8 protein-coding genes are annotated in these 12,740 nt (G+C 51.7%); 7 read left to right on the top strand and 1 reads right to left on the bottom strand.

The genetic code is table 11. The annotated features are described in order from the left end of the window. Nucleotides 1-8: 8 nt before the first annotated feature. A complete protein-coding gene (locus JTE88_RS01340) occupies nt 9-959 on the bottom strand; it encodes a sugar-binding transcriptional regulator (RefSeq protein ID WP_204424887.1) in 951 nt (316 codons plus the stop codon). 176 nt (nt 960-1,135) lie between these two features. Here JTE88_RS01340 and glpA point away from each other — a divergent pair, with 176 nt between their 5' ends. From glpA to JTE88_RS01305, 7 genes are all read left to right on the top strand, one after another. Continuing rightward, complete coding sequence (gene glpA / locus JTE88_RS01335) at nt 1,136-2,851, top strand: anaerobic glycerol-3-phosphate dehydrogenase subunit GlpA (RefSeq protein WP_204424885.1); 1,716 nt, start codon at nt 1,136-1,138, stop codon at nt 2,849-2,851. Beyond that, nucleotides 2,851-4,050, top strand: a complete 1,200-nt coding sequence (gene glpB / locus JTE88_RS01330) for a glycerol-3-phosphate dehydrogenase subunit GlpB (protein WP_204424883.1) — start codon at nt 2,851-2,853, stop codon at nt 4,048-4,050. Before glpA ends, glpB begins: the two co-directional genes overlap by 1 nt. After that, nucleotides 4,047-5,309 carry an anaerobic glycerol-3-phosphate dehydrogenase subunit C gene (locus JTE88_RS01325; RefSeq protein ID WP_204424881.1) on the top strand — a complete coding sequence of 421 codons (1,263 nt, stop codon included), beginning with the start codon at nt 4,047-4,049 and terminating at the stop codon, nt 5,307-5,309. The genes glpB and JTE88_RS01325 overlap by 4 nt, the downstream gene beginning before the upstream one ends. Nucleotides 5,310-5,416: 107 nt before the next feature. Beyond that, a complete protein-coding gene (locus JTE88_RS01320; protein ID WP_204424879.1) occupies nt 5,417-6,076 on the top strand; it encodes a uridine kinase family protein in 660 nt (219 codons plus the stop codon). A gap of 182 nt (nt 6,077-6,258) precedes the next feature. Then, entirely contained in the window at nt 6,259-7,005 is a 747-nt protein-coding gene (locus tag JTE88_RS01315) for an MIP/aquaporin family protein (protein WP_204424878.1), read from the top strand. Between the two features lie 66 nt (nt 7,006-7,071). Continuing rightward, entirely contained in the window at nt 7,072-8,604 is a 1,533-nt protein-coding gene (glpK, locus tag JTE88_RS01310) for a glycerol kinase GlpK (protein WP_204424876.1), read from the top strand. A gap of 238 nt (nt 8,605-8,842) precedes the next feature. Then, nucleotides 8,843-12,724 carry a LamG-like jellyroll fold domain-containing protein gene (locus JTE88_RS01305; RefSeq protein WP_204424874.1) on the top strand — a complete coding sequence of 1,294 codons (3,882 nt, stop codon included), beginning with the start codon at nt 8,843-8,845 and terminating at the stop codon, nt 12,722-12,724. Nucleotides 12,725-12,740 lie beyond the last annotated feature (16 nt).

Raw genomic sequence — 12,740 nt, 5'->3', positions numbered from 1 at the left:
GTGTCGGGTTAGCCGAGGTCGCGTAACCGTGCGGCGGCGTCTTCGTCGATAATCAGATCAGTGACAACTCCGGCATGTAACGCCGCCCGAGCGGCAACGACTTTATCAACTCCGGAAACCACGCAAAGTCGGCGTTTGATTTTTTTGAGCTCATCTGGTGTTGGACCTGAGGCGCGTTTGTTGATTGCGAGGTCTTTCCAACTACCGTCTGCACGCATGAGTACAGTGCACACGTCCCCGACAACGCCGTCGTCTTTAATTGAAGCGAGGTCGTCGGAACTGAGGTATCCGCCCGAATAGACGAGTGAAACGTTTCGGCCAGTCATGGAACCGACACCAAAAACTGCGATATCTGCCGAGGCTTGCAGTTTCCGAACTGACTCAATTGAGCGTTCGCGCCACAAGGCCTCTTTTGTTGCGGCATAGTCAAAGAAGGCAGGAACAGAGAAATGCTGCACCATACTCCCATGAGCACGCCCGAAGGCTTCCATAATTGCACCAGCGTAGGGGATACCGGTAGTAGATGGATTTGCTGCACCGTTAAGTTGGACGACGACTGATCCATGTGCTGGCCGTGGAACGAGGTGGTCGGCGATCGCCGAAACTGTATTTCCCCATGCGACTCCGATAACGGTATGCGGTTCCATCAAATTTGAAATGAGTACGCCTGTCATTTGAGCCACTGCAGTGAGCCTACGGGCCTCGTTAGCTTGGAATGGGATGGGGACGACGTGGGTGCGAACCCCGTAGTGCTGCGAGATCCATGTGGCGTTTTTCGAGGACGTTTCTTGGGGTGCATGCAAAGTTATTTGCACAAGCCCTTCTTCGCGAGCCACCTTGATTAATCGTGAAACTGTCGAGCGTGAAACGTTTAATCGTCGAGCGATCGTTTCCATCGTCTCACCTTGCACATAGTGCATTGTTGCCGCTTCATAGGCTGCTGAAACACGCTCAGACATGAATTTTACCTTCCAATAACCTCCAGCTGGAACATCTCCCACTGTACATGAACGTTTGTGCACAGTTGTGCATATTCACCATTTTAAGCTCCCCTAATTATGCTCTATTCGTCACAACTCACTAAAGTGGGGCTAGGACTGCAATGGTGCACACCAATGATAGTGAGGATAATTCCATGAAGACTTTATCTACCGACGTTGTCGTAGTTGGTGGTGGCGCTACTGGCGCCGGCATCCTACGCGATTTGGCAATGCGTGGTTTCCACGCAATCTTGCTCGAACGCGCTGATATCGCGCAAGGAACTTCGGGCCGATTCCACGGACTACTCCACTCTGGTGGACGTTATGTGGTCTCCGATCCTCGTTCAGCAACGGAATGCGCCGAGGAAAACCTCATTATGCGACGCATCCATGCCGACGCTGTCGAAGAAACCGGCGGCCTGTTCGTCGTCACCCCAGAAGATCCTCTGGACTTCTCCGACAAGTTCATCAACGGCGCCAAAGACACCAACGTTCCCTGCGAAGAAATCTCTGTCGCACAAGCATTAAAAATGGAACCCCGCCTCAACCCTGGCATCAAGCGTGCGTTCGCAGTCGAAGATGGTGCGGTTGACGGCTGGCGTATGTGCTGGGGACTGATCGAATCAGCCCGCGCGCTCGGATCCCTCACTCTCACCTACCACAAAGTCACCGAAATCTTGAGCGAAAACGGCAACGTTTCAGCCGTCATCTGCCATAACGAACGCACCGACGAAGACATTCGGATCGACTGCCGGGCAGTAATTAACGCAGCCGGCCCATGGGCTGGACAAGTAGCAGCGATGGCTGGAGCCCACGGCGTCGACGTCGTCCCGGGCCGGGGAATCATGATAGCTATGAACCATCGGCTTTCTCACCGCGTTATCAATCGGTGTATCCACCCAGCCGACGGAGACATCATCGTTCCAGCACACACCGTCTCCATCATCGGAACAACTGATAAGGCTGTGGAAAACCCTGACTTCCTCGAAATCGAACACGACGAAGTGATCCAGATGCTCAACGCTGGTGAAGTCCTCATCCCAGGATTCAAGAAATCGCGAGCAATCCACGTTTGGGCAGGTGCACGACCACTCGTGAAGGACTCACGCGTATCGTCCACTGATACCCGCCACATGTCGCGCGGTATGGCAATTATTGACCACGGCGAACGCGACGGTATCGCAGGTATGTTCACTATCGCCGGCGGAAAACTCACCACCTACCGGTTGATGGCAAAGAACGTTGTTGATGCGCTTATGGAACACTGGGGAGAAGATCGTCCTTGCATCACCGAAACCGAAGCTGTCCCGTCAGCTCAAGGAAAGCGCACGCATCGCAATTCTGATCGCCTCGCGAAGGTTGAAAAGACTCGCGATCATGACTCCGTTATTTGCGAATGCGAGCTCGTCACCCGCTCAATGATCGAAGAGCAGCTTTCGGCTCAACCTGAAGCAAATCTCGATGATGTTCGCCGTCAAACTCGCCTTGGCATGGGGCCATGCCAAGGAACTTTCTGCGCAATCCGCGCAGCTGGCGTCATGCACGAAGTCTACCGTCGCAATTCCGAGCACGAAAATAACGCAGCAGCCGCAGACCGCACCTCAACCATGTTGCGGCTGTTCACCACCAACCGCTTCGACGGCGTCTACCCACTGCTGTACGGAGAGCAAATGCGTGAAGCCGCGCTCAACCAATGGATCCTCCAAGGAACGTTGGATATCGATCATTTACCAGCGCCGAGCGAACCAGCCAAACAAGCAACCGGTGATCTTGGTCTGCTTCACGGCCGCCCACAGCCACCCAAAACTCAGGTCATCAAACCACAGCCGGTAAGCATGACATCCGCAACTAACGAAGAAGGTGACAAGTGATGAAAGTTGTTGTTATTGGCGCCGGCCTAGCTGGCCTATCTTCAGCACTCATGCTGGCCGAAGCTGGTCATCGAGTCGAAATCATCTCTAAAGGCCTCGGTGGCTTGTTGCTTTCCACTGGTGGAATTGATGTTTATGGCTGGACCGCTGAAGGTGCACCCGTCACCAAACCTTTTGAGGCAATCGGAGCTATTGATCATCCTGATCACCCGTATCATAAGATCGGTGCACAGGCAGTACGTCACGCAGTAGGTTGGCTAGGCCAACGCTTACCGTTTATTCAATTACCGGCAGACGAAGAATCGAACTCGCTAGTTCCGACGGCAGTTGGTGCGGTACGCCCAATGTTCGGCCTACATTCAACTCTCCTTCCGCTTGAAGATGGCCAAAAACTCGTCGTCGTCGGAATTAAACAATTCAAGGATTTCCCGGCACAACTCATTGCCGATAATCTCTCGCGTTCCCCACTGGTCAATGTTTCCGCACGTGCGATCAGTATCGATCTTGATGTGCGTGGGAATGAAGCTGATTCTGCAGCAACGAATTTTGCTCGATTCCTAGATACGACATCCGGGCGGGCTGCATTCCTGGATGCATTGCGTGGCCAAGCACAGCCCGACGAGATTTTGGTACTACCAGCTATCCTTGGTCTTCAACCAGAAACTTACCAGTATCTTACGGACGAACTTGGCGTGCGAATCAGCGAAGTCCCGGTTCCCCCGCCGTCAGTTCCTGGCCGCCGCCTCAACGATGCCCTCGTAGCGGCAACAAAAGCCTCACGTATCGACATCTCCACCAACGCACAAGTAATTGGGTTCGAGCATGAAGATGGAGCTGTACGGACCGTTCATATTCAGCGAGCTGGTCGCGTCACCGTGTCGCGTGTCGATGCCGTTATTCATGCTGGTGGCGGTTTCGAATCTGGTTCACTCACTCGCGATCCAGACGGCACAATTACCGAACGTATTTTTGGACTCCCCGTTCGTGAAGCCGCCGATATTTTCTCTTCTGGCATCCGAGTGGACCAGCACATGCATCCGCTAGATACCGAGGGTAATGTGCTCTACCGCAACATGTATCTTGCCGGATCAATTCTGGGCGGAGCGCATGCGCCGGTAGAGAAGTCAGGTGAAGGTATTGCGCTGGGTTCAGCGTGGGTAGCTGCCCATTCAGCAATAAGTGAAGGAGAAAACCGATGAGCCTCGATTATGCAAAAGCTTCAATGGCCCGCATGTCACTTGACTCATGCGTGAAGTGTACAATATGCGAAACTCAGTGCCCAGTTTCTCGTGTCACTGATTTATTCACAGGACCAAAGTTCGTTGGCCCACAAGCTGAACGTTTCCGCGTCGGCGAATCTGTTGACAAGTCACTCGATTACTGCTCAGGTTGTGGCATTTGCACTACTGCATGTCCACAAGGCGTGAAGATCGCTGAGATCAACGCCCAGGCGCGCGCGGTAATGAAAGAAGGGCATATGCCGCTACGCGATCGCATCATTCCAGAAACCATTTTGGAAGGTATGTTGATGACGCCAGTTGCCCCAGTAGCCAATGTTGTTCTTGCCAACAAACCGATTCGTACTGTGATTGAAAAAGTCATTGGTGTCCATCGTGATGCACCAGTGCCAAAGGCTCGGATGCAAACTTTCCAAGGATGGTACAAAAAACATAAGCGTGCGCGTGATGCGGAGCTCGGTGCAGACTACGTTGCTCCGCGTGGTCCAGTAGTCTTCTTCCACGGATGTGCTGGCGGTTATTTCGAAGTTGAAACATCGAAGGCAACGGTTGAAGTTCTCGAGCATATTGGTTTCGAGGTGCTGGTTCCTAAGCAGGGTTGTTGCGGTCTGGCACATCAGTCCAACGGCTTGTTCGGCCGTGCAGAGTCTCAGGTGAAAAAACTTGCTCGTCAGTTAACTGAAGCTGGTAAGGACCTACCAATTATCGGGTCTTCCGGTTCGTGTGCTGGAATGTTGCGCCATGAGGCACATGAAATTTTGGGGATCGATGATCCTGTTGTTATGGATGTTGGTAGTCGGGTTGTTGAACTTTCCGAATTCTTGCTCGAGCTGATCGACAATGGTGAATTCCCAGTAGCCGAATTGGCTAATTGGGACATCACGATTCCCTACCATCAGCCGTGCCAGGTCAAGTCGCAAGGTATTGGCATGCCAGCTATCCGCATGATGGAAACCATTCCAGGTGTAACGGTTGTGGAATCAGGTCAACCGTGCTGTGGTATTGCTGGAACGTATGGCTTGAAGAAGGAAAAGTATGACATCGCTCAGCGGGTCGGCAAGCCGTTGTTTGACATGGTTAAAGAAACCAACCCGCAGTTAGCTGCGTGTGAAACTGATACCTGCCGCTGGCAGATTGCGCATGGTACTGGGGCAAAGGTTGTTCATCCAGTCCAGGTTATCCATCACGCATTGGGCTTAGGAAACATTTTTGCTAAGTAAAACTTCCCGCGAATCAGACTTCTAACAAGTTTGGTACATCGAAACAGTTGATAACGCCACTGCACCTCGTCTTCTGACGAGGTGCAGTTGGTTGTAAACTGGATTGCATGTCCACTCCTCTAAGTAACGATGGCTTATTCGACCTCCCTGACGTCATTGAACGTATACCGCATGCGAAGGTCATATTGGTGACCGGACCATCGGGGAGTGGAAAAACTCGGTTCACTTCACGCACCGGGTTACCAGTTGTTTCGCTAGATGATTTCTATTACGACGGCGATCGCCCCAGCTTGCCGCGGCGGCATGGAATGGTTGATTGGGATTCCCCTGCTACCTGGGATCGCCAGGGAGCAATCAATGCACTGATCGAACTGTGCACGAAAGGTGAAACGACTGTTCCAATTTATGACATGCCCTCTAACGCGCGGGTCAGCGAACGAACATTGAGTATGGATGGGCGGCGCCACGTTCTCGCTGAAGGTATTTTCGCGGCAGAGATCATTGATGATCTGAAAAAAGAGGGAATACTTGCTGACGCGTTATGTATCGCCCGCCCTCGCGTGCAAACTTTCTGGTTCCGGTTGATGCGTGATCTTGATGAGGCCCGCAAGCCGCTTCCCAATCTTTTACGTCGCGGCGTTGCACATTTCATGCATGAGCCTCAAATGTATAAAGACCTCGAAGCAAAAGGAGCTCGAAAAGTCTCATATACTGAGGCACAAGAGGTTTTGACGCAAATGCTAGCCGCACAACGCTGGTCTATCTAAAAAGACTATACGAAACTGAGTGCATCCTCCTTGGATCGCTGTGCACATTTGTGCATACCCGACCGCTAACCACACTCTAACCCTAGGTCTATGCCATAGTGAAGATGTGTGATAGATTACATATCAACTGGCACTTAGTTATTTCTTTCCGCAACGAAGCGGAAGGAGAAAGGTAGGCGAAAATGTCTCTACTAGAAATCTTTATCTCAGAAGCACTGGGTACTGCGTTGCTCATCACACTAGGTGTTGGAGTGGTAGCAACTAATTTACTCACCAAATCCAAAGGCAAAGACACCGGCTGGCTGATGATCAACTTTGGCTGGGGCTTTGCAGTGATGATTGGCGTTTATGCCGCATGGAAAACCGGCGGTCACCTTAACCCAGCAGTAACTCTCGGCATTGCCGCAACTGGAGCAGAAGAATTCATTCCTGGCATTCCTGTTACTTTTGCAACTATTATGACGTATATTGGTGGCCAAATGGTCGGAGCAATGATTGGTGCAGCTCTCGCGTGGCTGGCTTACAAAGATCATTACGATGCGCACGAAAATCAGGCTGAAATTCTTGGAACTTTCGCCACAGGGCCTGCAATTCGTAACTACACCTCCAACATCATCACTGAGATCATCGGTACGTTCGTGCTCTTGGCTTGGGTCATCATCAACGGCTCTACCCCAACCCAGATCGGCCCACTTGCAGTCGCTCTGGTAATCGTATCTATCGGCGCTTCCCTTGGTGGACCAACCGGATACGCAATCAACCCAGCTCGTGACCTTGGCCCACGTATCATGCACGCAATCTTGCCAATCAAGGGCAAGGGCGGATCCGACTGGTCTTACGCTTGGGTACCAGTAGTTGGCCCAATCATCGGCGGCGTACTTGCCGGCGTCCTCTTTGGCGCCAATATGCTCAATCTTGCCGGACTATAAACATACCAACCAGAATTCAGTCGGTAATGACGCCGACTACGACAACCACAATCAGAGGAAAACTCAATGACTGAGAAAAAGTACGTTATTGCAATTGACCAGGGCACGACGTCGTCGCGCGCCATCGTCTTCAACCACTCCGGCGAAATCGTTTCCGTTGGACAAAAAGAACACGAGCAAATTTTCCCGAAGGCCGGTTGGGTTGAGCATGATCCAATAGAGATTCGAGACAATATTCGCGAAGTCATCGGTCAAGCCCTATCAAAGGCAGATATCAACCGCCACGAAATCGCCTCAGTTGGGATCACAAACCAGCGCGAAACTGCCGTCGTCTGGGATAAGAACACCGGTAAGCCGATTTACAACGCCATCGTGTGGCAAGACACTCGAACAGATACTATCGTGCGTGAACTTGCCGGTGATGCAGGCGCAGACAAGTACAAGGAGATCTGTGGCCTGCCCCTAGCCACCTACTTCTCTGGCCCAAAGATTAAGTGGATTCTTGACAATGTTGAAGGCGCACGCGAGAAGGCCGAAGCTGGCGATCTCTTGTTTGGAAATACTGACTGCTGGGTATTGTGGAACTTGACTGGTGGACCAAATGGAGGAGTTCACGTCACCGACGTCACCAATGCTTCGCGTACTATGTTGATGGATGTTCGGAAGTTGCAATGGGATGAAGGCATCTGCATCGACATGGGTATCCCCATGTCTATGTTGCCGGAGATCCGTTCCTCGTCCGAAGTCTATGGCCATGGAGCGAAGAACTCCCTCCTCATCGATACTCCTATCTCAGGCATCTTAGGCGACCAGCAGGCGGCAACCTTCGGTCAGGCGTGTTTCCAAAAGGGTATGGCGAAGAATACCTATGGCACGGGTTGCTTCATGCTCATTAATACCGGCCATGAAGCCGTCACCTCCGAAAATGGCCTACTAACCACTGTGTGTTACAAGATCGGTGACCAAGAGCCAGTGTATGCTCTTGAAGGCTCGATCGCTGTCACTGGTTCTCTTGTTCAATGGCTCCGGGACAACTTAGGTATCATCAGCACAGCACCCGAGATCGAGGCCTTAGCTGAAACAGTTGAAGACAACGGCGGAGTCTACTTCGTGCCAGCCTTCTCTGGCCTATTTGCCCCCTACTGGAAGGACAACGCGCGCGGTGCAATCGTTGGTTTGACGCGATTCAACAACAAGGGACACTTGGCTCGCGCAGTCCTGGAAGCTACCGCATTCCAAACAGCTGAAGTGCTCGAGGCGATGAATGCTGATTCTGCTGCTGACCTCACTGAGCTACGTGTCGATGGTGGCATGACGGCAAACAATACCCTTATGCAATTCCAGGCAGATCTGCTTGGAGTTGACGTTGTGGTACCTGAAGTTGCTGAAACAACTGCTCTCGGCGCTGCCTACGCGGCCGGTATTGCAGTTGGTTTCTGGAATGGTGAAGACGACGTTATCGCCAACTGGAAGGAAGGCAAGCGCTTCTCGCCGCAGATGCCAGTTGCTGAGCGTGAGCGTCAGATGCGCCTGTGGAAGAAGGCCGTAACCCGTACTTTCGATTGGATTGATGAAGATACGGAAAAGATTGACGGATAGTCAATAAATACTGCGCATGCATTCCTAAGGAAAGGTTTGGTGCAAAGTTTTTCAAACTTTGCACCAAACCTTTCCTTTTCTTATAAACACTTGCCGGATGTCTGATAAATAAGAGACAATGACTGTGGTTATCTGTGTCTCACATAACTATCTTGTTTCAGCGACGAAACGAGGCTGGAATCTCTCAACGATGACGGATGTCAGCCTGACGAAGATAAGCGATAGAAAAGGAGAACCGATGTCTCGGTTTACTTCCTCAGCGGCGGGCCTAAGCGCCCTTCTACTTGGACTTCCCGGATTGGCCTACGCCGCGCCACCAGAAGAAACTTCCCTAACATCACCGGGGTTGATTCACCACTACACTTTCGACGACAGTACCGGTAACGATAGCGCCGGTGAGCGTCACGGCAATACCGGCTCTGCCACCTTTAGCGAGAACGGCATTTCAGGTAAGGCACTGTCCGTGCGCGATGGTGCTGGCATGACGTTCGCCGAAACCCAGAAGTTCGATGCAGGCTCTAACTGGACTATTTCGTATTGGTTCAAGGTAGCTAACGCGCCCACGGCCCGTACCTCAGTCATCTCCGATGACACTGGAGATATCGCTTTCGATTTGCGTCTAAAGAATAGCGCTCCGGGCAGTGGTGCGCATGTTGGTCAGGGCGACAGTATGATCCTCACCTACTCAGTGGAACCTATCGTCACCGGTGAGTGGCAGCAGATCTCCTGGACGCAGTCTTCAGCTGCAGGGCTGTCAATGTACCTCAATGGCAAGCTGGTCGAAACTAAAGACTGGACTGCAAAAAATACCTTCACTGCCCCGTTCGATAAAATCGGTGGTTTGAACTTCACTGGAGAAATTGACGACGTTCGCGTCTATGACCATGTCCTAACCGGCACTGAGGTAGCCGCCGAATACCAGCGTCGCGGCTCCCTTGATACTTCACCCGCAGATCCTGACAACGAAGCACATCCTTCCGGATTGATCCACCACTACAGTTTTGATGCTGGCGACGGATCTGATTCGGCCGGAAACCGCAACGGAACTACCCATGGCGCGTCATTTAGCGACGACGCTATTAATGGTAAGTCACTTGCTGTGTCCGACGGCGATGGCATGACTTTCGATGCCGATCACACTCTCACTGCAGGTTCAGACTGGTCTATTTCATATTGGGCTAACGTAGATGCAGTACCTACCAAGCGCACCTCAGTGCTCTCCGATAAAAGTGGTCATTTCGCTTTCGATTTGCGTCTGAAGGACAGCGCCGCAGGTAACGGTGCACACGTAGGCGACGGTGACAAAATGATACTCACGTACTCTGAAGCTCCAGTCCTCGCACACAGGTGGTATCAGCTCACTTGGACTCAATCTGCACAGCGTGGTCTTTCTCTGTACCTTAATGGCAAACTAACCAGCACCAAAAACTGGACAACTACCCATCCATTTACTGCCCCGTTCGATAAGATCGGCGCTCAGAATTTCACTGGTAAGATCGATGATGTTCGTGTCTACAACCGCGTGCTTTCAGCAGACGAGATTTCTAGCCAATACCAAGAATTAGCTCCACAAACGCCACCAGCAGAGCCCGATCCATCCGAAATTCCGCACGACTACAACGACGGCGACCAAGTTGTTCTTGCCCGGCCATACGAAGGTGAATTCACATGCTACCGCATTCCGGCATTGACAACTGCTCCAAACGGCTGGATTCTTGCCTCGTGGGATGGTCGCCCATCGGGTTGCGGTGATGCCCCGAACCCAAATTCGATTGTGCAACGTATCTCTAAAGACGGTGGCCACTCCTGGGAGCCAGCTAAAGTTATCGCACAGGGCCACCCAGGCCCCAATAAGTATGGCTACTCTGATCCGTCCTATGTTGTTGATCGGGAAACAAAAGAAATCTTCATGTTCTTCGTTAAGTCCTTCAATGAGGGATTACGCGGTTCGAGTCTTGGAGTTGATCCAAAAGACCGCAATGTCATCCATGCAGCAGTGATGTCGTCTAAGGACAACGGTGTCACGTGGAGCGAACCTCGGATCATCACCCCGGAGATCACCGCGCAACCAGATATTATGCGTGCTCGCTTCGCCGCTTCTGGCGAGGGCATCCAGTTGCGATCTGATCGTGCCCATAAGGGACGTCTCGTTCAGCAGTACACCTACGCAGTAAACAAGAGCGGCACCGAGATCTTCCAAGCAGTTTCCGTCTACTCTGACGATCACGGAAAGTCGTGGAAATCCGGCGAACCTTTCGGTGTCGGAATGGACGAAAACAAGGTTGTTGAGCTTTCTGATGGTCGCCTGATGGTCAATTCGCGTGCGTCGAACCGTGGTGCTGCTGGGGTTGCAGCTCGACGTATCGCGATTTCCGAAGATGGCGGCGCACATTATGGTGAAACTGTTGTTGACAAGAATTTGGTTGACCCGAACAACAACGCTGCCATTATTCGCGCATTCCCAGATGCTCCTGCCGATGATCCACGTGCAAAGATCCTACTGTTTAGCAATACCGCAAATTCTGGAGCGCGAGTCAATGGCACGATCCGTATTTCTTACGACGATGGTCAAACCTGGTCTGCTGCTAAGACGTTCCAGTCTGGTTTCACTGGCTACTCAACGATTACTCCACTGCCGGATGCTACTGGAAAATTCACGACTGGGCGTTTCGGCGTCTTGTCAGAAGCCCCGGCTCCTGGCCACAATAACTATGGGTTCATCAGCTACACTACGGTCTCGTTGGATTGGCTAGGTAATATCCCAGCTATTATTTCAACAAATGATACAACTGTTCACCGTGGCGGAAATATCATCGATGTTTCCGTTGAGAACCTTGGAACAACCCCAATTACTGGTGGGACATTGTCAGCACAGCTACCAGAGGGATGGAAGTTTGTTGCAACTGATGTGCCGCTAACACAAGCACAAGACGCATCACCACTGGAGTCATTCACGGCACCAACGATTGAACCAGGCCAAAGCGCAACATTGCGAATGAAGGTTATTGTTCCAGCTACGCAAGAATCTGGGGCCGTACAGATCCCATTGACCTTGACAGCTGGCGAGAAGAACGTTTCTGGCACTGCGGACTTCACAGTCGAGTTGCTTGAAGGTGAAGAAAATCCACGATGCCTCGCAGTGACCTTACCTAGCGACTTACCTGCTGAAGTAACCAAAGCCCAAAATGGACCGAAGAATATGTTCGACGGTAACACCGGTACAATCTGGCACACTCCGTGGGATTCCACAAAAGTCCCACTGAATATTGATTTCTCGTTCCAATACGATTCAGCACTTAAAGTTCTTGATTTAACCAACCGGCTAGATCAACAAATCAATGGTCAAATTCGTAGCGGTAAGCTATCTGTTATTGACCCAGATGGCAAGGAAACACAGTTAACCTCCATTACTATGGACGATAAGTTGAGTGTAGATTTATCGAAGTTACGTGACATGTTGACAGACGGTGACCGTGTTACTGTTCGTTTGCATGTGACCGAGACAGCAGGTACCCGGGAAAATACATGGGTTTCTTTGTCTGAAGTTTGCTTCAAGACGGTGCCTTCTGCTCCGGCAACCCATGACGAGATTGACGCAGAAACGATTAACCCAGATGTGATTATTACTCATCCAGACGAGCCATCTGATCCAGCCCGGCCAGCCGATCCAGCTGCTCCGCATGCAGATCCAGCGCAATTCTCGGGGCAACGCGGTGAGACTGTGACCTTCGCGTTTGCCGGATTCAAACCTGGTGAACAAGTAACAATCGAAGTCCACTCTGACGTAGTTAAGCTCGGTACCTTTGTTGCCGATTCGGATGGCAAGGTCAGCACACAATGGTCTATCCCCACTGATTTTGCAACCGGTCTACATCACGTTATTGCACGTGGCGAAACATCTGGTGAGGTTAAAGCAGAGTTAACGATTTCCGCAAAGACTAAAACCCCCGCGAAACCAACTGATCCGCAAATAACGCAAAAGAAACAGGCTGGCTCTCCTAACCCGCAAGCGGGCAACCTGCTTGCAAATACCGGCAGCACCGCTGGCGGCCTCATCCTCGTCAGCTTCTTCGCACTCGCCGGCGGTCTACTCCTTCGCCGTCGTACCGTACAAAGCTGATATACAACTAACTGCG

Origin of the sequence: Arcanobacterium phocisimile (genome assembly GCF_016904675.1) — a bacterium.
GTDB classification, from domain to species: Bacteria; Actinomycetota; Actinomycetes; order Actinomycetales; family Actinomycetaceae; genus Arcanobacterium; species Arcanobacterium phocisimile.
The sequence above is the reverse complement of the archived record's forward strand: the minus strand, read 5'-3'. Positions and strand labels throughout refer to the sequence as shown.

Excerpts from the sequence above, each read along its gene's own strand:
- JTE88_RS01320 (WP_204424879.1), top strand. The coding sequence starts at position 5,417 with ATGTCCACTCCTCTAAGTAACGATGGCTTATTCGACCTCCCTGACGTC.
- JTE88_RS01305 (WP_204424874.1), top strand. The coding sequence starts at position 8,843 with ATGTCTCGGTTTACTTCCTCAGCGGCGGGCCTAAGCGCCCTTCTACTT.
- JTE88_RS01340 (WP_204424887.1), bottom strand. The coding sequence starts at position 959 with ATGTCTGAGCGTGTTTCAGCAGCCTATGAAGCGGCAACAATGCACTAT.
- glpA (WP_204424885.1), top strand. The coding sequence starts at position 1,136 with ATGAAGACTTTATCTACCGACGTTGTCGTAGTTGGTGGTGGCGCTACT.
- JTE88_RS01315 (WP_204424878.1), top strand. The coding sequence starts at position 6,259 with ATGTCTCTACTAGAAATCTTTATCTCAGAAGCACTGGGTACTGCGTTG.
- JTE88_RS01325 (WP_204424881.1), top strand. The coding sequence starts at position 4,047 with ATGAGCCTCGATTATGCAAAAGCTTCAATGGCCCGCATGTCACTTGAC.
- glpK (WP_204424876.1), top strand. The coding sequence starts at position 7,072 with ATGACTGAGAAAAAGTACGTTATTGCAATTGACCAGGGCACGACGTCG.
- glpB (WP_204424883.1), top strand. The coding sequence starts at position 2,851 with ATGAAAGTTGTTGTTATTGGCGCCGGCCTAGCTGGCCTATCTTCAGCA.